The sequence below is a fragment of the Desulfuromonas sp. genome (assembly GCF_002868845.1).
Lineage (GTDB): Bacteria > Desulfobacterota > Desulfuromonadia > Desulfuromonadales > BM501 > BM501.
On record NZ_PKUB01000048.1, the window covers coordinates 155,664 to 177,732 of the forward strand.

At 63.9% G+C, this 22,069-nt stretch carries 20 protein-coding genes and 1 pseudogene; 6 read left to right on the forward strand and 15 right to left on the reverse strand.

The annotated features are described in order from the left end of the window. The first annotated feature begins 410 nt into the window (after positions 1 to 410). Together C0617_RS15115 and C0617_RS15120 are read left to right on the forward strand one after the other, a co-directional pair. Positions 411 to 878, forward strand: a complete 468-nt coding sequence (locus C0617_RS15115) for a YbhB/YbcL family Raf kinase inhibitor-like protein (protein ID WP_365889419.1) — start codon at positions 411 to 413, stop codon at positions 876 to 878. Positions 879 to 1,129: 251 nt separating this feature from the next. Further along, positions 1,130 to 1,735: a nitroreductase family protein gene (locus C0617_RS15120; protein ID WP_291317870.1), complete on the forward strand. Its 606-nt coding sequence runs from the start codon at positions 1,130 to 1,132 to the stop codon at positions 1,733 to 1,735. A gap of 327 nt (positions 1,736 to 2,062) precedes the next feature. On the opposite strand, the gene C0617_RS15125 is transcribed toward C0617_RS15120, so the two are convergent. The 3 genes and pseudogenes from C0617_RS15125 to C0617_RS15140 form a co-directional block, all read right to left on the reverse strand. Beyond that, positions 2,063 to 2,851 carry a metal ABC transporter permease gene (locus tag C0617_RS15125; RefSeq protein ID WP_291317871.1) on the reverse strand — a complete coding sequence of 263 codons (789 nt, stop codon included), beginning with the start codon at positions 2,849 to 2,851 and terminating at the stop codon, positions 2,063 to 2,065. Positions 2,852 to 2,895: 44 nt separating this feature from the next. After that, positions 2,896 to 3,573: pseudogene (gene znuC, locus C0617_RS17220) on the reverse strand (zinc ABC transporter ATP-binding protein ZnuC). Positions 3,574 to 3,643: 70 nt separating this feature from the next. Continuing rightward, on the reverse strand, positions 3,644 to 4,138 hold the full coding sequence (locus C0617_RS15140) for a transcriptional repressor (RefSeq protein WP_291317874.1): 495 nt from the start codon (positions 4,136 to 4,138) through the stop codon (positions 3,644 to 3,646). Positions 4,139 to 4,225: 87 nt separating this feature from the next. Here C0617_RS15140 and C0617_RS15145 point away from each other — a divergent pair, with 87 nt between their 5' ends. Then, positions 4,226 to 5,173 (forward strand): zinc ABC transporter substrate-binding protein, encoded by a 948-nt coding sequence (locus C0617_RS15145; protein WP_291317875.1) that lies wholly within the window; start codon positions 4,226 to 4,228, stop codon positions 5,171 to 5,173. A gap of 4 nt (positions 5,174 to 5,177) precedes the next feature. On the opposite strand, the gene C0617_RS15150 is transcribed toward C0617_RS15145, so the two are convergent. From C0617_RS15150 to C0617_RS15160, 3 genes are all read right to left on the reverse strand, one after another. After that, entirely contained in the window at positions 5,178 to 6,125 is a 948-nt protein-coding gene (locus C0617_RS15150; RefSeq protein ID WP_291317876.1) for a DUF523 and DUF1722 domain-containing protein, read from the reverse strand. Between the two features lie 120 nt (positions 6,126 to 6,245). Next, a complete protein-coding gene (locus tag C0617_RS15155; RefSeq protein ID WP_291317877.1) occupies positions 6,246 to 6,935 on the reverse strand; it encodes a response regulator in 690 nt (229 codons plus the stop codon). Between the two features lie 187 nt (positions 6,936 to 7,122). After that, on the reverse strand, positions 7,123 to 7,821 hold the full coding sequence (locus tag C0617_RS15160; RefSeq protein WP_291317878.1) for a PilZ domain-containing protein: 699 nt from the start codon (positions 7,819 to 7,821) through the stop codon (positions 7,123 to 7,125). Positions 7,822 to 7,953: 132 nt separating this feature from the next. On the opposite strand from C0617_RS15160, the gene C0617_RS15165 reads away from it, so the two are divergent. Beyond that, positions 7,954 to 9,420, forward strand: coding sequence for a deoxyribodipyrimidine photolyase (locus C0617_RS15165; protein WP_291317879.1), 1,467 nt, complete (start codon positions 7,954 to 7,956; stop codon positions 9,418 to 9,420). Continuing rightward, on the forward strand, positions 9,417 to 10,139 hold the full coding sequence (locus C0617_RS15170) for an MBL fold metallo-hydrolase (RefSeq protein ID WP_291317880.1): 723 nt from the start codon (positions 9,417 to 9,419) through the stop codon (positions 10,137 to 10,139). Before C0617_RS15165 ends, C0617_RS15170 begins: the two co-directional genes overlap by 4 nt. 82 nt (positions 10,140 to 10,221) lie before the next feature. On the opposite strand, the gene C0617_RS15175 is transcribed toward C0617_RS15170, so the two are convergent. The 6 genes from C0617_RS15175 to C0617_RS15200 form a co-directional block, all read right to left on the reverse strand. Further along, positions 10,222 to 11,577, reverse strand: a complete 1,356-nt coding sequence (locus C0617_RS15175) for an FAD-dependent oxidoreductase (protein WP_291317881.1) — start codon at positions 11,575 to 11,577, stop codon at positions 10,222 to 10,224. A 380-nt stretch (positions 11,578 to 11,957) separates the two neighbouring features. Further along, a complete protein-coding gene (locus C0617_RS15180) occupies positions 11,958 to 12,512 on the reverse strand; it encodes an isoprenylcysteine carboxylmethyltransferase family protein (protein WP_291317882.1) in 555 nt (184 codons plus the stop codon). Positions 12,513 to 12,582: 70 nt separating this feature from the next. Then, positions 12,583 to 13,116, reverse strand: coding sequence for an RNA methyltransferase (locus C0617_RS15185; protein ID WP_363324404.1), 534 nt, complete (start codon positions 13,114 to 13,116; stop codon positions 12,583 to 12,585). A gap of 155 nt (positions 13,117 to 13,271) precedes the next feature. After that, a complete protein-coding gene (locus C0617_RS15190; protein ID WP_291317884.1) occupies positions 13,272 to 14,546 on the reverse strand; it encodes an exonuclease SbcCD subunit D in 1,275 nt (424 codons plus the stop codon). A 292-nt stretch (positions 14,547 to 14,838) separates the two neighbouring features. Then, positions 14,839 to 15,786, reverse strand: a complete 948-nt coding sequence (locus C0617_RS15195) for a metallophosphoesterase (RefSeq protein WP_291317885.1) — start codon at positions 15,784 to 15,786, stop codon at positions 14,839 to 14,841. A 41-nt stretch (positions 15,787 to 15,827) separates the two neighbouring features. Further along, positions 15,828 to 17,282, reverse strand: a complete 1,455-nt coding sequence (locus C0617_RS15200; RefSeq protein ID WP_291317886.1) for a helicase HerA-like domain-containing protein — start codon at positions 17,280 to 17,282, stop codon at positions 15,828 to 15,830. A 173-nt stretch (positions 17,283 to 17,455) separates the two neighbouring features. On the opposite strand from C0617_RS15200, the gene C0617_RS15205 reads away from it, so the two are divergent. Then, positions 17,456 to 18,256 carry a DUF362 domain-containing protein gene (locus tag C0617_RS15205; protein ID WP_291317887.1) on the forward strand — a complete coding sequence of 267 codons (801 nt, stop codon included), beginning with the start codon at positions 17,456 to 17,458 and terminating at the stop codon, positions 18,254 to 18,256. On the opposite strand, the gene C0617_RS15210 is transcribed toward C0617_RS15205, so the two are convergent. The 3 genes from C0617_RS15210 to C0617_RS15220 form a co-directional block, all read right to left on the reverse strand. Further along, positions 18,243 to 18,641 carry a diacylglycerol kinase gene (locus C0617_RS15210; RefSeq protein ID WP_291317888.1) on the reverse strand — a complete coding sequence of 133 codons (399 nt, stop codon included), beginning with the start codon at positions 18,639 to 18,641 and terminating at the stop codon, positions 18,243 to 18,245. The genes C0617_RS15205 and C0617_RS15210 overlap by 14 nt on opposite strands. A gap of 42 nt (positions 18,642 to 18,683) precedes the next feature. Further along, positions 18,684 to 19,064, reverse strand: a complete 381-nt coding sequence (locus C0617_RS15215) for a response regulator (protein ID WP_291317889.1) — start codon at positions 19,062 to 19,064, stop codon at positions 18,684 to 18,686. A 151-nt stretch (positions 19,065 to 19,215) separates the two neighbouring features. After that, a complete protein-coding gene (locus C0617_RS15220) occupies positions 19,216 to 21,936 on the reverse strand; it encodes an EAL domain-containing protein (protein WP_291317890.1) in 2,721 nt (906 codons plus the stop codon). Between the last annotated feature and the right edge of the window lie 133 nt (positions 21,937 to 22,069).

The window sequence follows — 22,069 nt, forward strand, 5'->3', positions numbered from 1 at the left end:
TCAATAGATGAATCCCCCGTTGCCTGGTGGCGGCGGGGGATTTTTTTCGGGGAGATCGCCTCTGCCGATTTTCGTAGAGCCCGAGGTCTTCATGAAACATCCGATCGGTTTCAGGTCCAGCCGGACTCTGCGTTATCGTCCCGGCGATGCAGAATGGCATGTCGGAACAGAAAAGTGAAAATGACATCGGCTGCACAGGGCTCCCGGCCGGAGTGTTTCTGCCGGGGGGCTGAATCAGGCGGCCCGACCGATTGCGATCTGCCCAGAAGGGGATATCCTCAGTTTAAGAGTTTCGAAGGGAAACAGTATGGGCAAATTCTACGGCCAGGAGGTGAAAAGTGAACGCCAGGTCGGCATCCCTTGTGCTGCTTATTGCGCTGCTGCTGAACTTTGCCGGAAGGGAGGGGCTCATGGCCATGGAAATCAACTCCTCTGCCTTTGCCGATGGCGGCAGCATCCCGACCCGATACACCTGCCAGGGGGCTGACGTTTCTCCCCCGCTGGCCTGGTCGGGAATCCCGCCGGAAGCCAAAAGCCTGGTCCTCATCGTCGACGATCCCGATGCTCCCGACCCGAAGGCCCCGAAAAGAACCTGGGTGCACTGGGTGCTCTACAACCTGGCGCCGGACAGCGGCGGTCTCGCCGAGGCGGTCGAGGACCTGCCTCCAGGTTCCGGGGAAGGGCTGAACGACTGGGGCAGAACCGCCTACGGCGGCCCCTGCCCACCGGTCGGCCGCCATCGCTACTTTCACAAGCTCTACGCCCTGGATACGGTGCTGGACGGTCTGGTTCGGCCGACCAAGGCCCAACTCGAGGCGGCGATGACCGGTCACATCGTGGCTCGGGCCGAGTTTGTGGGCACCTACGAGAAGCATTGAACAAAATGTTGTCCCAATCATAGATGCCCGCTCCGTGCAACAACGAGGTTCAAGTCGGAGTTGGTGGTTTGTCGGTTCGCCTTTATTATTGCGGCTCGGTGGGGGCTGATGTTCAGCGAGAGACAGGACCGCAGAAAGGCCCGCCTGGACACCCGGTCGGGTCTTTCTTGCTTTGCAGGGAAACAGAATTTTCACCAATCCGCTATATACTATTTCAAAAAACCAGGACACCAACTTAAGGGAGCTACGTTATGGACACCTTTGATGCCATCTATCAGCGTCGGGCAATCAAGCAATTTGACCCCAGTCACCGTCTGTCGAAGGAGGAAGAGGTCAAGCTTTTGAATGCCGCGATTCAGGCCCCCACAAGCTTCAATGCTCAACACTGGAGATTTGTCCTTGTTCGTGATCCTGACCTGCGCCGGAGAATCCGCACCGAGTACGGCAATGACCAGGCCCAGATGACCGATGCGTCCCTGCTCATCATTATGACGGCGGATCTCAAGGCGTGGGCGAAGGAGCCTCAGCGTTATTGGCAGAATGCTCCCAAGGAGGTTGCGGACCTTCTCGTCAACTGGATGGGCCCGTTTCATGAAGGCCGTGAATGGCTGCAGCGCGACGAGGCTCAGAGGTCGATCGGTTTGGCCATGCAGAATATCATGCTGGCTGCCAAGGCGATGGGGTATGACTCCTGCCCGATGATCGGTTTCGATATTGAAAAGGTCGCCGAACTGATCAATCTGCCTGACGACCATGTGATGGGCCCGATGGTGGCGGTCGGAAAGAAAATAAAGGACTCCTGGCCGAAACCAGGACAACTATCTCTGAACGAGGTGGTCGTCGAAGACTGTTTTTAATAATCATAGGGGCAAAAGGTTCCCAAGATTGGCGAATTGGTGGACCCCTGCAGGCGGCTTGAACACTCGTCCCCCAGGGAGCCACCCAAACATAGGCTGGCCGAGCAAGAGCCTTCAGGTCGGTGAGACCTGGAGGCTCTTGCTCGGTCCGGTTTGGGACTTTGATGCAATTGAGAAAAGGTCTCGGGAACGTTCGGGTGGGGGTGGGCTTATAGGGAAAAAGCGGGCCGCGGGATCTCTCTTCCGAGGGTGTTCAGGGGATTGCCCAAGACTTCCGCAAGTTCTGGAAAAGCTTCTTCGGAAGCGGGTCGCGGCGAGTCGGGCGAGTCAGGCCCGGCCGTGGGGGATGAGGTAGGTGGCGACGAACAGCGCTGTGGCGGCCAGCACAATGGAGGGGCCGGCGGGGGTGTCCCACCGCAGGGAGGCCAGCAGCCCGCCGGCGACGGCCAGGCAGCCGAAGCCGCTCGCGGCGGCGGCCATGGCTTCGGGAGAGCGGGCGAAGCGGCGGGCCGTGGCGGCGGGGATGATGAGCAGAGAGGTGACCAGGATCAGCCCGACGACCTTCATCATGATCGCCACGACAAGGGCCATCAGGGCGAAGAAGGCCAGCTGGACCAGGTCGACGGGCAGCCCTTCGACCCGCGCCAGGTCCTCGTGGACGGTGATCGAGACCAGCGGCCTCCAGAGCAGGAGCAAGGCCCCAAGGGCCAGCGCGCCGCCTCCGAAGATCCAGGCCAGGTCGACCCGGGTGATGGCGAGGATGTCGCCAAACAGGTAGGAGATCAGGTCAATCCGCACCGTCTCCATGAAGGCCAGGGCCACCAGCCCGAGGGAGAGGGCGCTGTGGGAGAGGATGCCGAGCAGGGTGTCGTCGGCCAGGCGCCTCTGGCGCTGGAAGAGGAAGAGCAGCAGGGCCAGGAGCTGACAGATCGCCACCACCCCGAGGGTCAGGTTGAGATGCAGCAGCAGGCCGATGGCCACCCCCAGCAGGGCGGAATGGGCAAGGGTGTCGCCGAAGTAGGCCAGCCGGCGCCACACGACGAAGGAGCCGAAGGGTCCTGCCACCGCCGCCACCCCGATCCCGCCCAGCAGGGCACGCAGCAGGAAATCATCCATGGCTCGCGCCTCCCGCCGGGAAGGCCTCCCGGTCGCCTTGCCTTCTAGCCCTCATGCTTGTGGTCCTTGTCGTGGGAGTAGATCGCCAGGTTCTGCACCGCCAGAGGTCCGAACAGTTCCAGGTAGGCGGGGTTGTGGGTGACCACCTCCGGGGTGCCGGTGCAGCAGACGTGGTGGTTCAGGCAGACCACCCGGTCGGTGGAGGCCATCACCAGGTGCAGGTCGTGGGAGACCATGAGGACTGCGCAGTTGCGCCGGTTCCGGATGCGGGTGATGAGCTGGAACAGCTCGACCTGCCCGTGGACGTCGACCCCCTGAACCGGCTCGTCCAGAACCAGCAGGTCGGGATCGCGCAGCAGGGCGCGGGCAAGGAGGATCCGCTGCAGTTAGCCCCCGGAGAGCGCCTGCAGCGGGGAGTCGGCGGTCTGGAGGGCGCCGACCTCTTCCAGGGTCGCCTCCAGGTCCTCCACGGCTCCCCGTCGGGCGAGGGATAGAAAGCGCCGGACGCTGAGGGGGAGGGTGCCGTCGATGTGAAGGCGCTGGGGCATATAGCCGATGCGCAGCCGGGGCCGGCGCCGCACCTGCCCGGCGGTCGGGGGAAGCAGCCCGAGGGCCACCCGCAGCAAGGTCGTCTTGCCGGCGCCGTTGGGGCCGATGACCGTGACGATCTCCCCGGGACTGATTGCCAGGCTGACTTGTTTCAGAACCTCGCGCCCCTGCATGCGGGCGGTGGCATTCTCTATCTCGAGCAGAAAGGTGCTGCCCATGGGCTCCTCGCGGGGGATGGCTATTCTAGCGGCAGTCGGGGCAGAGCCCCTGGATCTCCAACGTTTGCTGTTGGACTTGGAAACCCGCCGCCCGGGCGCTTCTCTCGATGGCCGCAGCGACCCCGGCCTCGTCCATTTCGACGAGGTTGTGGCAGGCGCCGCAGATCAGGAACTGGCCGGTGTGGAGGGTGCCCGGCCGGGAACAGCCCACGTAGGCGTTGAGGGAGGCCAACCGGTGTACCAGGCCGTGGGCCTGCAGGAAATCGAGGGCCCGGTAGACGGTGGGCGGTGCGGCACGGCCCTCCTCGCGCAGCATGTCGAGCAGGGCGTAGGCTCCCACCGGCCGATGGCTTTGCCAGACCAGTTCGAGCACCCGGCGGCGCAGCCTGGTGAGGCGGGTGCCGTTCTTCCTGCAGATCGATTCGGCGGCCGCCAGCGCCGCGGCGACGCACCCGGCGTGGTCGTGGTCAGCGCCGGCGAAGCGAGATGGTGAAGGGGCTGATTTCGGGGCGGCGGTCATGGCAAACGGTCCTTCCTTCCTTAGTGTTAATGTTATAACATAACAAATTGCATTGATGTCAACGAATCGACTCTTCGGAGAAAGACCATGCTCTCGACCCTCCCGCGCCTTGCCGCCCTGTGCCTTTTCTTCTTTCTGCTGACCCTGGCCCCTGCCCGGGCCGACTCCCCGCCTCGGGTGGTGGCCAGCATCCTGCCGATCCATTCCCTGGTGGCCTCGGTGATGGCCGGGGTCGGGCAGCCGACTCTCCTGGTCAAGGGCGGCGGCTCTCCCCACAGCTACGCGCTACGCCCCTCGGAGGCCCGGTCCCTGGCCCGGGCGGATCTGGTCGTCTGGGTCGGCCCCGAACTGGAGAGTTTTCTGGAAAAGCCTCTTTCGAGCCTGGGCGGCGGGGCGAAACTCCTGACCCTTGCCTCAGCCCTCGAGGGGGAACTGCTGGCTGCGCGCGAGGGGGGAGGCTGGGAGGAAGGCGGGTCCCACGCCAAGTCCCACCATGGCCACGGTCACGGCGCCACCGACCCCCACTTCTGGCTCGATCCCCGGCTGGCGGGGCGGGTCGCCGGCCTTCTGGCGGAGGCCCTCGGCGAGGCCGACCCGGCGCACCGCGAGCGTTACAGGGAAAACGGCGCCGCTCTGGTGGAGAGACTGGAAGGGCTTTATGTCGAGATGCAGGAGAGGATCGCCCCGGTGCGGGAGGTTCCCTACGTCGTATTTCACGATGCCTTTCAGTACCTGGAGCGGACCTTCGAGCTGCGGGCGGCCGGCGCCCTTACCATCAACCCCGACCGGAAGCCGGGTGCCCGCAGGTTGCGGGAGATCCGGGCGGAAATCCGACGCCTTGAGGCACGCTGCGTCTTCAGCGAGCCCCAGTTCGAACCCCGCCTGGTGGCCGCGGTGATCGAGGGGACGGGGGCGCGCAGCGGAGAGCTCGACCCCCTCGGCGCAAAGCTTTCTCCCGGTCCGGAGGCCTACTTCGAGCTTCTGCGCCGCCTGGCCGCCTCCCTGGAGGAAGGCCTCCTGCCCGCCCAGCCCTGATTCTTTAGACGTGGTTGCGCAGCTGCAGTTCCACGGGGTGGGGGTCGAGGTAGACCTGCTCCCGGAGGTAGGGCTGGTCGTACTTGCGCACGAAGTGTTTGAGCAGGGTCACCGGGACGATCAGGGGCAGGATGCCTTCCTGGTAGCGGGCGACGATCTCCAGGACCTCCTGCTTCTCGTCGGCCGTCAATTCCTTCTTAAAATAGCCGAGCATGTGCTGCAGGACGTTGACGTGGTTGCTGACCGTGGCCTTCTGGCGCATGGCATTCATCAGCTGCTCCTGATAGGCGCCCAGCAGTTCATCCAGAGGCAGCTCCTTTGCCGTCGCAACGAGTTCTCCCATCTCGCGGTAGAGCTCGGGGCTGTGGGCGAGGATCAGCAGCTTGTGGCGGGTGTGGAAGGCGACCAGGCCGCCGCGGCTCCGGTCGGTCGCCAGAGTGTCCCTCCAGCGCTTGAAGGTAAAGAGGCTCTCGATGAAGTTCTCCCGCAGCCTCGGGTCGTGCAGCCGGCCGTCCTCCTCCACCGGCACCAGCGGGAAGTGCTCCATGAAGACCCGGGCGAAGATCCCCACCCCCCCCTTTTGCGGCACCCCGTTGCGATCGTAGAGTTTGACCCGCTCCATGCCGCTCGAGGGGGAGCGGCTCTTGAAGACGAAGCCGCACAAGTCCTCCTTTTCCAGCTCCATGGCCCGCTTCTCAGCCCAGTCGGTCATCTTGTCGGTGATGTCCTCGCCGCCCTGGGAGAAGACCAGCCGCGGCCGCTCCGGGTCCCCCACCAGGCGCAGAGTCGGCCGCGGCGTCGGCAGGCCGAGTTCCACTTCGGGGCAGACCGGCACGAATTGGACGTACTGGCCGAGAGTGTCTCTCAGGTAGCGGTCGAGGGCGTGGCCGCCGTCGTAGCGGACCGGTTCCCCGAGCATGCAGGCGCTGACGCCGAGTTTGATCCTTTCCATACATCCTCCTGCTGCCTCCGGCTGAAGTCGTCGTTAGGGACAATGGCGAGGCTGGGGTCCAGTTTAGCAGACGGGCCGGGTTTGGCCATGCCGGGGGGGGGATTCGGTAGGCGCCCGGGCCTAGGAAAGGGTGGCGGGGCGGGAGTCGAGCATGAGCCGGATGGCTTCGGTCTGGCCGGCGGAGAGGCCGGCAAACTTGGCCCCGATTCCGGGCACGGCCAGCGATTTGCCCCAGGGGATGTGTCTGCAGATCTCTACCCGGATCGGGGTGCGTTCCTCGAACTCGAGGATTTGGATCCAGGCGGTTTCGGTCCCTTCCCATCTCCTGGTCGAGTACAGGAAGCATCCGCCCCGGGCTATGTCCATGGTGACCGTTTTTTCTGTGTCTTCGGCAGGGAAATCCTCTCTCGGCGACAACAGCACATTAAAGTGAAGGCCGATTCGCGGGTTCCTGCGGATGCCTCTTGCCTTGAAGGGCAGGCAGTGGGAGGTTATGAATTCTTCGACGGAGATGCCCTGGTTGGTGCTTAACAGCAGAGCTCGCACGTTTTCCCCCTGCCCCCCCCGTTTCAGGCGGATAGTCGGAAAGATCTCCAGGATGTCCTGCACCCGGGCCCTTTCTGAATGGCTGGCCTTGATGCCGGTCACCACGTCGAGCAACAGTCCGTTGTAGGGGGTCTGGACAAGCGCCCGGTGGATGTCGGCCAGGCTGGAGACGGAGTCGCAACAGGCTCCCGCGCTTTCCGCCGCCCGCCGGTAAGCGGCGCAGGCCTCTTCATTGTCCGATATGATCAAAACCCGGATGTTCATGTGGGCAGGCCCTCCCGACCTCTTCCGTCCTTTTGCGAAGCCGATACCATAGCGGGGAGGGTAGGTGAAATCAAGTGGTTATGGGGGGGCGATTGGCGTGCGCCTCCGCGGACCGGTCCCCCCGGGCAGGCAGGCGCTGACCGCCATGTGAAGCCCGATCCCCCTGGCAGTCTTTCTTCGAGCCTCTTTATTTCCGTTGGCCAAGTCCTTTACCCCCCAGTAGGGCCTCCACCCTCATTCTTTGTCCGGGGAGCAGATTCAGGAAGGCGACCCCGAGGCCGGGGAGTTTTTTTCCGGCTCCCCACGGTCTGTGCATGCGGACCTCGACCTCCATCGGCGTGTCGTCGTCAAGCTCCATGATCCGGACCCAGGCCCGGCTTCCAACCTCCCAGGGAGAACTGCTGATAATGAAGCACCCTCCTTCGGAAAGGTCCAGAGTGTTGGTCTTCTCCGTAGCTTCGGGGGGGAAGTCGGGGCGGTTCGAGAGCAGGACGCTGAAGTACGTCGTCATCCGTTGAGCCTGGCGCAGGGGGCGGGCGCGCCAGGGGCGGCAGTAGCGGTCGATGAAGTCGGTCAGGGGGGCGCCGGGGTCGAGTTGCCCGCCGGCCACAATCGCCCGGACCTGTTGTCGCTCGGGGAGCCAGCGCAGGCGGACGGTGGGATAGATATCCTGAACCTTGCTGACCAGTTTCTTTGCGGCGGCATCGGAGCGCACCAGGGTGGGCAGGTCGAGGAGGAGGCCGTTGAAGGCCGTCTTCTCCAGGGTCCGGCGCAGGCCCTCCAACGATTCCAGGGTTTCGCAGGCGATTTCACTTTCGGCAACCGCCTGTAAATACCCTTCTCGCGCCTGCCGGTCGGCTGCGACCAAGAGGACTCGTGTTGTCATTGTGAACCTCCTTCTTCTTTCATCGACAGGATGACGGGATAATTTTACCAGAAACGGTTCTGGCCAGTCTCTATCCGGGGGGGTAGAATGGAGTTTCAGAGTCGCCAAACTTTTCGAACGGAAGGTTTCAACATGCAGAAGGTCCCGATTTCGCGCATCCGCGAGGTCAACCTCGCTCCGTTGAGGCAGGAGGGGGGGTACGTCCTCTACTGGATGATTGCCAGCCGGAGAACGAGGTGGAGTTTCGCCCTGCAGCGCGCGGTGGAGATGGCGACCGAACTGAACCGCCCCCTGGTGGTGCTCGAGCCCCTGCGCTGCTGCTACCCCTACGCCAGCGACCGCCTGCACGCCTTCATCCTGCAGGGGATGGCAGAGAACGCCCGCAGCCTGGCGGCCCGCCAGGTCCTCTATCATCCCTACGTCGAGCCGGAGGCGGGGGAGGGCAAGGGCCTTCTTCTGACCCTGGCGGAGCGGGCCTGCCTGGTCGTCACCGACGATTACCCCGCTTTTTTTCTCCCCCGCATGGTCGCCGCCGCGGCGGCCAAGCTGGCGGTTCGTCTGGAGGCGATCGACGGCAACGGCCTGCTCCCCCTTCACGCCGCCGATCACGACTACCCGACGGCCTACGCCTTCCGGCGCTTTTTGCAGAAGGTTCTGCCAAAATATCTTTTGGAATTCCCCGTGGAGGACCCCCTGCAGGGGGGGACGCTCCCTGACCCTCCGAAGCTCCCCGCGGAGGTTCTCCGCCGCTGGCCGGGTGCCGGAAAAGAGCTGCTGGCCGCATCGCGCCGGGTCCTGGCCCGCATGCCGATCGATCACTCCGTTCACACCGCTCCGGCCCGGGGGGGCTCCCGGGAGGGTGTGAAAGCCCTGCGCCGCTTTCTGGAGAAGCGGCTGGCGCGCTACTCTGAGGAGCGCAACGAGCCGGAGGCGGAGGTCACAAGCGGCCTCTCTCCTTACCTGCACTTCGGCCACGTCTACGTCCACCAGGTTTTCGCCGAACTGGCCGAGGCCGAGGGCTGGTCCCCCGATCTCCTGGGGCCCGATACGCGGGGCAAGCGCACGGGCTGGTGGGGGATGGGCGTGGCGGCAGAGGCCTTCCTCGATCAGGTCGTCACCTGGCGCGAGCTCGGCTTCAACATGTGCACTTTCCGGGATGATTATGCCGCCTACGCCTCTTTGCCCGAGTGGGCGCGGCGGACCCTGGAGGAACACCGCGGGGATCCCCGTCCCGTCGCCTATACCCGGCAGGAGCTGGAGGCCGGGAAAACCCGCTACCCCCTGTGGAACGCGGCGCAGATGCAGCTGGTGCGGGAGGGGCGGCTGCATAACTACCTGCGCATGCTGTGGGGCAAGAAGATTCTCGAGTGGACTCCGTCGCCGCAGGATGCGCTGGAGACGATGATCGCGTTCAACGATCGGTATGCCCTGGACGGGCGCGATCCCAACTCCTACAGCGGCATCCTCTGGTGCCTTGGCCGTTACGATCGCGCCTGGGGACCGGAACGGCCGATCTTTGGAAAGATCCGCTACATGAGCTCGGAGAACACCGCCCGAAAGGTGCGGGTGAAGGGCTACCTGGAAAAGTACAGGCCGTGAAAGTCACCTTCCTCTGTACCCGCGCCTATATCGACGCGTCCAATCCACTTCACCGGAGGCACAGCGCCCTTCTTCTCGCCAACGGCGGGGGGCGGGTGCTGGTCGACTGCGGCCTCGATTGGGCCGAGGCGCTCCCCGGCCTGCATCCCGAAGCGGTCGTCCTCACCCACGCCCACGCCGACCACTCAGGCGGGCTCGCATCCGGTGCTCCCTGCCCGGTCTACGCCACCGCCGCGACCTGGGAGGCCATCGCCGACTATCCCCTGGCCGAGCGGGAGACCGTCGAACCCCGCCGCCCCTTCAGCCTCTGCGGCATGCTCTTCGAGGCGTTCGCGCTACGGCATTCCCTGCGCGCCCCGGCGGTAGGTTATCGGATCAGGGCCGGAGAAACCTCCCTTTTCTACGCCCCGGACCTGGCGGCTATCGACGAGCGGCGGGAGGCCCTGGCGGGGGTTGATCTGTACATCGGGGACGGCTCGGCCCTCCACGACGGTCTGCTGCGCGTCGAGGAGGAGACTCTCTGCGGCCACGCCCCGGTGGCCACCCAGCTCGGCTGGTGCGCCCGGGAGGGAGTGCAGAGGGTGCTTTTCACCCACTGCGGGGAGGCGATCGTCCCCGGGGAGGAGGCGGTCCTGGCCGAGGAGGTCGCCGCAGAGGCCCTGCAGCGAGGGGTGCTGGCGATTTTCGCCCACGACGGCATGGAGATCGAACTGCACTGAGGGGATAGGGGAGAGTGCGAAGTGGGAGCCTTTGATGCCTCCCTGAAAATCTTTCAGTCAAAAGCTCGTAAAAGGGCGGTGATCATATCATTTTCACCACCTGCCTCGCGGCGGTCTGTACCGGGTCCCACACCGGCGAGTAGGGGGGCGCGTAGGAGAGGTCGAGGTCGATGAGCTGGGCGGCGGTCATGCCGGCGTGGAGCGCGGTGGCGAGGATGTCGATCCGCTTGGCCGCCCCTTCGATGCCGACGATCTGCCCGCCGAGCAGGCGTCCGCTTCCCTTCTCCATGAGAATCTTCACCGTGATCCGACCGGCCTTCGGGTAGTACCCGGCCCGGGTGCGGCTCTTGATGGTCGCGCTGGCGAATTCCAGGCCAAGGCGGCGGATCTCCTCCTCCTGCAGACCGGTGCGTGCCACCTCGTATTTGCAGATCTTGCTCACCGCCGTGCCCACCACGCCGGGGAAGACCGCGCTGCCGCCGCCGAGGTTGGTCCCCGCTACGACCCCCATCTTGTTGGCGACCGTGCCGAGGGAGACCCAGAAGGGCTTCCGACTGACCAGGTGAATGGTTTCGGCGCAGTCCCCCGCCGCCCAGACCCCGTCGACCGGGGTCTGCATCCGGCTGTTGACCCGGATCGATCCCCTCTCCCCGAGAGGGATGCCGGCCCGCTCGGCCAGTTCCGCATTGGGGCGGGCCCCCATCCCGAGGATGACGATGTCCGCGGGCAGGGTCTGTTTGTCCGTTACGACCGCCGTCACCCGGTCCCCGGAGGCCTCGAAGGCGGTCAGGGATTCTTCCAGGTGCAGGGTGACTCCGGTTTGGCGCAGGGCCTCGGAGACGAGGGCTCCCATGTCGGGGTCGAGGGTTCCCATGACTTGCTCGCTGCGCTGCACGAGGGCGACCTCGAGGCCGCGGCGGAGCAGCGCCTCGGCCATTTCCAGGCCGATGTAGCCGCCTCCGACGACGATCGCTTTTCTCGGCTGCCGCTCTTCCAGGTAGCGCTGCACCCGGATGCCGCTCTGCAGGGTGGAGAGGCCGAAGATCCCCCCGGTGCTCGACCCGGGCAGGCGCGGGCAGAAGGGCACGGCCCCCGTGGCGATCAGGAGCTGGTCGTAAGGCTCCTGCCACTCCCGCCGGGCGTCGCGGTCGCGCACCCGCACTAGGCGATCCTTCGGGTCGATCTCCGTCACTTCGTGCCGCACCTTCGCCTCGATGCCGTACTTCTTGCGGAAATCGTCCGGCGTACGGGCGATGAGCTTTTCCACCTCCGGCACCAGGCCGCCGATGTAGTAGGGCATGCCGCAGGCCGAGTAGGAGGTGTGTGGGCTGCGCTCGAAGACGAGGATGTCCAGCTCCGGGTTGTCGCGCTTCGCCTTCGCCGCGGCGCTCATTCCCGCCGCGTCCCCGCCGATGACGACGAGACGCTCTTTGCTCATGGTGGTCCCTCCCGAAAGAGTTTAAATGCGAGCCGCATTTCACTGGAACTGTGATGATCCCAACGGGGGGAGGGTCTGGCGAAGTCGAAAAAAGAGCACGCCGCACCTCCTTTTACTCCAATTTATCACCACGGAGGGCGGCTGCAACCGGATTGGAAGAGGAGGGGCGGGTCCCAGGATTCGTGCTGTTAGGGCATAGGGAATGATTCGCCGGGCGGGTCCAAAAGAAAAGATTGTTCAGTGGATTTATTGGAGAGTTTTTTAAGGGGAAAAAGGGTGCGCTACGAAGTTGGGTCTACTTTCGACATCGAATCTCTGTTAATAAATTGACCACAAGGTCTTAAACAGTCCAATTGCCTTCATGCCCTTAATCACCTCGATTATTCCAACGATCCAGATGAACCATAATGCACTGAAAATATGCTTTCTGTAGACTCTGGGATTGACAGTGTAGCTGTTCGGTTCATCAAAAGTCGAGAACCTCGGGAAAAAAGGCGGCACTTTTTTGTGTATTCTTCGAAGTCGGCTCCAAATATTTTCTTGAGTCGCCGTTCTTCCCCGGAGATGACGACCGGATAATAAAGGGCAAAAAGGAGAATCAAGGCTGCCGGAAAGGTGAAGGTTTCGGTGGTGCAACCAATCCCGATCAATCCAATTGCGCTGAAAAGGTACAAAGGGTTTCGACAAAGACTATAGGGTCCTTTTGTGACAAGTTTTTTATTTTTGTAGCTGGCGATATAAAGAGAGCACCACATTCTTCCCAAGGAACCAATGCCGACAAAAAAGAGGCCTATGAAAAACAGGACAAATGTGATCGTTTCATTTTTGATGTCCCATTTGCTTTGCGTGGTGCATAAAAAAAACAATGCGACGGCTACGACGGCACGGGACAAAAACATCCTGTGCTTTTCTGATAATGCTTTGGTTTTTTTCATGCTTTCCTCTGGGGAAAATTTCTCGAGAGAAAGGTCGCCGGATGTTCATGGCATAGATGGAAAAATAAAATCAGACTGCTCTCCTGTTCATGTTTTTAACCTTTACTCTGTTGTTGGTGTCCCGGCTTTGTCGGATTAGCTCGTTGTTGGCAACCGTTGACGTTGATTTGGCCATTCGGTCATAAAGGAGGACGTTTACCGATGCAGCAAGGTTCATGCAACCCATAGTCGGTACGTAGACAACCGAATCGGCTTTATCGATTAGTTCTTGGCTGATTGTGCCGTCTTCGGGGCCGAAAATATAAAATGCTTCGTCAGGGTGCTGAAATTCGGGCAAGGGTGTGGCCCCTTCGACTAACTCAACACATACGATTTTCGCAGTTTCTGGAACGCATTCCAAAAGACATGTTGTCCCGGTTAGGGGAATATTCCGGACTGCATCCTTTGTGTCGGTATTGAACTGCGCTGCCCGGACGTAACGCTTCCCCGTATAAAAAACTGAATCAGCCCGGAAGCAGCCAGCCGCACGCATGACTGCGCCTACGTTTGACGGGCTTTTGGGATTGGTTAAGCCGATTATTATCTTTGAATTTTTTGTCTGCATAACTCGCTTGATTTTAGCTTGTCGGCTCAGGAGAATCATAAAATAACGGGTCTTTTTGATGGACAGGTGATTTCTGGGGACATGAAGCCTCTTTGGGACGTGCAAATGCTTCCAGAAAAGCGAGCGACACAACTCTCCCCTGTTGCGGTGATTGCTCAAGCGCCATCTTGAGGCTCCTCGAACGCATCCGTCAGCATCTCCAGCAAATCCTCGCCCTCGGCATCCCCCTTCAGTACCCGCTCCCGGATCGCCATGGCGAGTTTCGCCAGCTCCGGCTCGCTCCCCTGGTATGCGCTGCCGGTGCCGATCAGCTCTTCGAGTACTTCGCGCTCGATCTCGGCCAGGCTGCGGTGGGCCGCTCCCTCTCCCTCTGCCGCCCCGGCGGCCAGGGAAAGCTGGTTGCGGATCTCCACGTGCAGGGGGGAGGCGATTTCCTCCAAGGCCGCGAGGATCTGGCCCCTTCCGAGTTCGAAGGGGTGAAATCCGACTTTGCCGTAGAGTTTCACCTGGAGCAGGGGGCGGGTTTCCTCTCCCGGGACGCCCAGGGCAGCGGCGGCCTCGCCGGCGAATCGGTCGATGGCTACGGAGGCGTGGGCGGCCCCTCCAAGGTCGATGGCGAGGCTGAGCATGGGGCGAGGCGCGGTGGGGCGGAATTCGTGGTTAAAAGTGCTGCCGTCCACGGTGACCAGGTAGTAGCCCTTGTCGTAGGTCTCTTCCCCGAAGTTGACGCATTCGGGGGCGCCGGGGTTGAAAGCGTAGGGTCGGCCGCCGTCGGTTTCGATCACGTACGGCTTGTGGCCGTGGCCCAGGGCGACGTAGCCGAAGGTATCGGCGAGGGGTGCGGCCTCCTGCGGTTGCATCTTGCCGATTTCTACCGGGGTGTAGCTCCAGACCCCGACGTGGAACAGGAGGATGTTGTCTTCGGTGGCGACCGCTTCGCAGATGCGCGGAACCTGGGATCCGGCGTGGGCGCCGATGTAGCCGAGGCCGTAGATGTTGAGGCCGCCGATCTCCACGTGTCCGCCGGCCCCTTCCTCGGAGTCGAAGGGGGCGAAGCGGTAGCCGCCCTCATCGGTCCGTTCGGGGCGCAGCAGGCGGATGTAGCCCATCTGGGAGAGGGCCTCCATCCAGGAAATGTTGTCGCGGCGGTGGATCCAGTCGTGGTTCCCTTCGATGGCGATGCAGGGGATGCCCGCCGTCTTCAGGGGCTGGAGGACCTCGATGGTGCGGGCGAAGGTGCGGGGCAGGATCTGCCCGGTGTGGAAGAGGTCTCCGGCGATGAGGACGAAATCGACCTCTTCCCGGACCGCGTCGGCGACGATGCCGGAGAGGCAGGCGAAAAAGTCCTCGAAGCGCTCCTTTTCGCCGGGCGAGCCCCGGTAGGTCTTGCCAAGGTGAATGTCGGCGGTATGGATGAAGCGGATCGGCATGGCGGCGACTCTCGGTATTGTTGACGGGACGCCTCAAGATATCAGGCCCGGCGGCGCCCTGCAAACCAAAAAACCCGGAACCCCTGTCTTGCGCAAAGACGTCAAGGACGGCCAAGAATACCGATCTTCCCCCGCCGCGAAGGGTGAGGAATTGCCACCTTCTCCCTCAGGGAGAAGGGTCAATCGGAAGGAACAGCGATTTCCTTTGCGGCTTTGCGGCTTTGCGGCTTGAGTGAGCGCATGCGAACGGGCGTGAGGCCGGTTTTGACCTTGTCCTCGGGTTTTTTCCCCATTAGGGACTTCGCCGCAGGCGGTGGAGGGTGATCTCCGGAGGGCAGAAGTAGCGCACCGGGAAGGTCGATGTGCCGGTCCCCCGGGAGGTGTAGCCGCACATCCCGCCGTAGTGCCAGCGGCCGCTGAGGTAGCGGCGCGGGGCGGAGCAGTTGGTGAGGATGGGGATGCGGCCGGGCAGGCAGATCTGCCCGCCGTGGGTGTGTCCGCACAGGTAGAGTCTTGTTCCGAAGGCCGCCGCCTCGGGGATGACTTCGGGGGAATGGGCGAGGAGGATTTTGAATTCGCCGGGGGGCAGTCCGGAGAAGGCCCGGGAGAAGTCGTGGGTTCCGTAAAAGTGGGGGTCGTCGAGCCCGACCAGGCGGAGGGAGTCGGGGCCCCGGCGCACTTCGAGCGCCTCGTTGAGAAGGATGCTGATGCCGAGCCGCTCGAAGCCTGGGACCTTTTCGATAAAGTCGTGGTTGCCGAGCACACCGACGATCCCATCCCGGCGGGTCAGGGCGTCGGCCAGGGGGGGCATGCGCCTGAGGGTCTCGCCGTAGTCGTGAACGGTGAGGAAGCGGAAGTCGCCGGTCAGGACGGCCAGGTCGAAGTCGAGGGGGCGCACGATTTCGGCGAGACGCTCTCCCTCGTCCACCATGCCGTCGATGTGCAGGTCGGACAGGTGCAGGATCGTGAAGCCGTCGAAGGCCCGGGGCAGGTCGGGGAAGGAGAAGGTCTCCTCCTCCACCCGGAAATCGAGGGTGTTGCGGATCCCGCGCCGCAACAGTCCCAGGGCCTTGAGGCCGGTCCGCAGGACCTTGGGGGTCAGGCGCAGGTTCTCCCAGTGGTAGCGCCCCCGCCCTTCTCCGAAGAGGGTGCCGGACATGTTGACCTGCTGGCGCAGGCGCCTGGAGAGGTGCGCTTTGCCCATGCGGTGTTCGAGACGAAGCAGGTCCTCTTGTTCCATGACGTCCCTGGCGGGTGGTCGCCCCCGCGGCCCTGGCGGCTTTAGCGGCCTCGGAACAGGGAGCCGAGCAGGCCGCGAACGATCTGGCGCCCGATCTGGCTGCCGATGCTGCGCATTACGCTCTTGGTCACCGATTCTCCGTAGCCCTGGCGGCCCCGGGCCGGCTTGGCGGCCTTTTTCTCCGGCTTCGCCTTCTCGGCGGCTGCGGCCGCCTGCTCGGCCCGGGCGGAGAGCTTTTCGTAGGCCGATTCCCTGTCCACCGCCTTGTCGTACCGGCCCCCCACCGGGCTGCGGCCGAGGACCGCGCGGCGTTCCTCCGGGGTGGCCGGCCCCATGCGCGAGGCCGGCGGGCGGATCAGGGCCCGCTGCACGACGCCGGGGCGGCCCTTCTCGTCGAGAAGGGAGACCAGGGCCTCGCCGACGCCCAGCTCGAGGATCGCGGTCTCGGTCTCCAGGTTGGGGTTGGCGCGCATGGTCTGGGCGACGGCCCGCACCGCCTTCTGCTCGCGGGGGGTGTAGGCGCGCAGTGCGTGCTGGATGCGGTTGCCGAGCTGGCCGAGGATTTTGTCCGGAATGTCGAGCGGGTTCTGGGTGACGAAGTAGATTCCCACCCCCTTGGAGCGGATCAGGCGCACCACCTGCTCGATCTTGTCCACTAGGGCCTCCGGGGCGTCGTCGAAGAGGAGGTGGGCCTCGTCGAAGAAGAGGACCAGTTTCGGCTTGTCCGGGTCGCCGACCTCGGGCAATTCCTCGAACAGTTCGGACAGGAGCCAGAGCAGGGCCGTGGCGTAGAGGCGCGGGCTCTGCATGAGCCGGTCGGCGGCGAGGACGCTGACCGCCCCCTGGCCGGAGAAGTCGCAGCGCATCAGGTCGGCCAGCTCCAGGGCCGGTTCTCCGAAGAACTGCTCGGCGCCCTGCTGCTCCAGGACGAGAAGGCGGCGCAGGATGGCCCCGACCGAGGCGGCGCTGACGTTGCCGTACTGGAGGGTGAGCTCCTTGGCGTTCTCGCCCACGTGGGAGAGGATGGCCCGCAGGTCCTTGAGGTCGAGCAGCAGCAGCCCCTGCTCGTCGGAGATGCGGAAGGCGATGTTGAGCACCCCCTCCTGGGCCTCGTTGAGCTCCAGCAGGTTGGACAGCAGCAGCGGCCCCATGTCGGAGATGGTGGTGCGTACCGGGTGGCCCTGCTCGCCGAAGAGGTCCCAGAAGAGGGTCGGGGTCGCCGCCGGCGCGAAGCCCTCCAGCCCGATCTTCTCAGCCCTCTCGATCAGCTTCGGCTTCGCTTCGCCTGGGTGGCTCAGGCCCGAGAGGTCTCCCTTTGCGTCGGCGAGGAAGACCGGCACCCCGGCCCGGGAGAGGCCCTCTGCGAGGATCTGCAGGGTCACCGTCTTGCCGGTGCCGGTAGTTCCGGCGATCAGTCCGTGGCGGTTGGCACGGGAGAGGAGCAGCTGAAGGGGGGTCTCTCCCCGGCCGATGAAAATGCCCGCGGTTTCGTTCATGGTCAAACCCTCCGGGAGAGTGCAAAAGTGGCGGTCAGCGCTTATCGTGGCGTAAACGATTGAAACCCATGGGGGAAATGTACCAGAGGGAACGACAAAGTAAACCGCGGAGGGGGCAGGACAGGGGGGCGTTCTTCTGCTATCATGGCCCCACGGCGCACAAGGAGGAAGCGATGCCCCGCCCCTGCCACCTGGAAAAGTTCACCAGTTACGAGCGCTCCGTTCCCCGCGCCCTGAAGGGGGCCGGGGCCGCGAAGGTGCTGGCCGGCCAGCGGCGCATCCTCATCAAGCCCAACCTGGTCAACGCCTCGCCGCCGCCCGTGACCCTGCCGGTAGAGGCTGTCGAGGCCCTGGTGGGGGCGATCAGGGGTTGCTCCGACGCCGAGATCGTGGTCGCCGAGGGGGCCGGGGACCTGCACCTGGAGACCCCGGCGATTTTTCGCATCCTCGGCTATGACCGGCTCGCCGCGGCCTACGGCCTGGAACTTGTCGATCTCAACGAGGCGCCCCTCAAAGAGCTGAAGGACCCTTCCTGCACAGTCTACCCCTCCATGTTCCTGCCCGAAATTCTCCTCGAGAGCTACGTCATTTCCTTTGCGGTGCTCAAGGCCCATTCCCTGGCCGATGTGACTCTTTCCATGAAGAACATGATCGGCTGCGCCCCGCCGAGCCACTACCAGCAGGGCGGGCACTGGAAGAAGTCGGCCTTTCATTCCCGGATTCACGAGTCGATCTTCGAGCTTAACCGCTACCGCAAACCCGACCTTGCCATCATCGACGCCAGCGTCGGCTTGGCCGAGCACCACCTCGGCGTAGCGCCCTGCGATCCGCCGGCGCGAAAGATCGTGGCCGGGTTCGACCCGGTGGCGGTGGACGCGGCCGGGGCCCGCCTTCTCGGTTCGGACTGGAGACAGGTCGGGCACATCCGCCTCGCCGACGGGGTGCTGGGGGAGGCTGAGGTCAGAGGAGGGTGATGAGGGAGTAGCCCCAGGTGGCGGCGGCCCCGGCCAGGGAAAGAAGGACCGCGGCACTGCCCATGTCCTTGGCCTGCTTGGCCAGCTCGTGGTACTCGGGGGAGGCCTTGTCGACGATCGCCTCGAGGCCGCTGTTGAGCAGCTCCACGATCATCACCCCGAGGTGGCAGAGGATCAGCAACAGCTTGAGCAGGCCGGGCAGGGGCAGGGCGAGGGCGAGGGCGGTCAGCACGACGGCCAGGACGAATTCCTGCTGGAAGGCGGATTCCTTGGTGAGGGCGTGGCGCAGCCCGCTCAGGGAGTAGAAGAGGGCCTTCCAGACGCGCTCCAGGCCACTCTTGGGTGTCGGCTTGCTCGGCATGGGCACGTTGTCACCTTTGGGCATGAGGTTTCGCCTGGGGCGGGCAGAGGAAGGGCCAGCCGTCTTTCATCTTCCGCTCTTTTTTTCCAGGGCCTTGAAGATCATGTCGAGAACGGCCTTCTGCTTCGCTTCGTGCTTGTTGAGCACCGCCAGACAGCTTCCCATCGGGAAGTGCTCGTGCAGGTAGTCGGCATCGCGGCCGGAGAGGATGATGATGCGTTTTTTGCTGAGCCCTTTGCCGGTCGCGTAGGCGAGAATTTTTTTTCCGTCCAGGCCGGGCATTTCCAGATCGACGAGAAGCAGGGCCAGGTCGGAGGAGATCTTTCCCAGGCCGCACACCGGGTCGGCGCAGGTAAAGACCTCCAGGGCGGGGAAATGCTTCCGGACGTAGGATTCGATGAACCTCAGGAACGCCCGGTCGTCGTCGATGATCAGGACTTTTTGCATGGTTTTTTTCCGGGCCGGTTCGGGATGTAACTTCGCGGCAATCCTCGGGTGGAGGGTGCCGCACCAAAGTTAACATGTATTTGCCCGGAATGACAAGGATCGTAGCCTGGTTCCCCGGCGGCGCAGGAAGACGGTTGCGCCGAACCTTTGCTCAGGCCGGGGCGGCGGGCGCGGCCTGCGCCGGTCTGGCGAATTTTTTTGAGAGCCGGGCGTCGAGTTTGTCGGCGGGCATGGGGCGGGCGAACAGGAACCCCTGCATGTGGTGGCACCCATGGGCGCGGAGGAAGTCGCGCTGCTCCGGGGTCTCCACCCCCTCGGCGATGATCTCGATGCCGAGGCTGCGGGCCATGGCGATGGTCGCCTGGACGATGGCGGCGTCTCCGGTGTCGTCGGGGATGTCGCGGACGAAGTCCTGGGCGATCTTCAGCCGGTTGATGGGGAAATGCTTCAGGTAGCTCAGGGAGGAGTGCCCGGTGCCGAAGTCGTCGATGGCGAGATGGATGCCCCGGGTGCGCAGGTCGGTGAGGGTGAGGATCGTCTCCTCGGCTTTCTCCATGATGGTGCTCTCGGTGAGCTCGAGCTCGAGGCTGGTGGGATCGACCCCGGTTTCCTCCAGGATCGTCTCCAGGGTGTCGATGAAGTCGGGCTGGACGAACTGGCGCCCGGAGATGTTGACCGCTATCTTCATGGGCGAGTAGCCGGCGTCCTGCCAGGACTTGGCCTGGGCGCAGGCGGTGCGCAGGATCCACTCGCCAATAACGAGGATCAGACCGCTCTCCTCGGCCTGAGGAATGAACCGCCCCGGGGCGATCAGCCCTTCTTTCGGGTGGCGCCAGCGCAGCAGGGCCTCCATGCCGGTCAGCTGACGGGTTCGGAGGTCTATCTGGGGCTGGTAGTGAAGCTGAAACTCCCCACGCTCCACGGCCTGGCGCATGTCCCGCACCAGGTTGAGGCGCTCCAGGCTTTTGGAGGTCATCTGCTCGGAGAAGTACTGGTAGGTGTTTTTGCCCCGGTCCTTGGCCTGGTACATGGCGGCGTCTGCGTTCTTGAGCAGGGTGTCGGCGTCCTCGCCGTCGTCGGGGTAAAGGGCCATGCCGATGCTTCCGCTGCTGTAGAGGACCTGGTTTTCCAGTTCCACCGGGCGCGCCAGGTCGAAGAGGAGTTTGCGGGCGATGACCGAGGCGTCGAGGGGGGTCTGGATGCGGCCGATGAGGATGAACTCGTCGCCTCCGAGCCGGGCCAGGGTATCGCAGTCCCGCAGGCTCTTCTTGAGGCGCTCGGCGATGACCCGGAGGAAGCGGTCGCCGTTGGAGTGGCCGAGGGAGTCGTTGATGTCCTTGAAGCCGTCGATGTCGATGAACAGCACCGCGAATCGGCCGCCGGTGCGTCTCTCCTGGGCGAGCAGGGCCTTGAGCCGGTCGCGCAGCAGGCGGCGGTTGGGCAGTCCGGTGAGGGCGTCGAAGTAGGCCAGCTGGCGGATCTTGTGCTCGGTCTTCTGCCGGTCGGTGATGTCCCGGAAGGTGATCACCGCCCCGACGATGGCGCCGTTTTCGACTATCGGCACGGAGCTCGATTCGACGGGGAAGCTCGCGCCGTTCTTGCGCCAGAAGGTCTCCCCGGTCACCCGGTGGACCTGGCCGTCGACCAGGGAGGCGTGGGCCGAGCACTCCTCGCGGGGGTGGGGGGAGCCGTCCCGGCGGGAGTGGTGGATGATGTCGTGGATGTTTTTGCCGACGAGCTCCTCGCTCGTCCAGCCCAGCATTTTTTCGGCGGCGGGGTTGAGGAAGGTGGCCCGGCCGTCCTTGTCCAGCCCGAAGATCCCCTCCCACACCGAGTCGAGGATCAGCTCGTTCTGGCGCTGCAGGGCGGCGAGGGCCGTTTCTGCCTTTTTGCGCTCCTCGATGTCCCCGACCAGCCGGTTGACCACCTTGGTCAGCTGCTTGGTGCGGACCCCGACGAGCTGCTCCAGGTTGTCCCGCTGCTCGCCCAGAGTCGCCGACATGGAGTTGAAGGCCTCGGACATCTCCGCCAGTTCCTGTACGAAGGGGCGGGGAATCTGTTCCCCGAGCCGGTCCGGTTCGGTTGCGATCTGGTTGGCCTTCTGGCGGATGTTCTCCAGGGGGGAGAAGATCAGCCGGCGGTTGATGGCGAACTGGAGGGCGAAAATGCCTCCGAGGGTGGCCAGCAGCAGTGCCGACAGCTTGAAGGTGAAGAACTGGGCTTCGTTAACCGCCGTCGCCAGGGGGATGCGCACCGTGTAGGCGGAGACGATTTCCCCGGGTTCCCGGTGGAAGCTGCGCTCGGCGCCGTACTGCTGCAGCATGCCCCGGGGGGCGTCCGCCGGGTCGCCATGGCACTGCAGGCAGGCCTCCTCGAGGGTCTTGCCCTTGCGCATCACGACCAGGAAGGGTTCGCCTTCCAGGGTCCGGATCTCGGTGCGCTCGGTCAGCTCGGGGTCACGGTTCAATTCCAGGATGAACTGTCGTTCGAATTCCTGGGCCTCGCTGTCCGGGCTGCGGGCGTTGATTGTGCTCTCGCGGAAAAAGATGTTTTCCTGGGAGATGTCCCGGTAGATGGCTTCGGCGTGGCGCACGAAGTAGGAGGTGGACATCCACACCGGTTCGAAGTAGTCCTCGTCGCCGACCTGGTCGAGGATTTCGAACACCTCGGGGCGCAGGTTTTTTCGGAAATAGATCTGGGTCGCCGAGACCCGGTCCAGGATGGCGCCGGCGATGCTCTCGTAGTGGGCGATCGCCTGGCTCTTCAGGTTCAGGTAGACGATGCTGGTGATGGCCACCGCCACCACCACGACCAGGGTGACCAGGATGAGGTTGTAGGCCCGGGCGAGGTTTATGTTCCGAAGGGGTTTCAATGATGTTCCAACAGTGCGGGGACGGGGAAGGTGGAAGGGGGCATGGGTCCGCGGTCCTTTTTCCGGTGGAAAAAACCGACCGTCGGCCCCGGGAGGTTCAGAGTCGTTCAATCGGTTCTCGATGTAATCGGTG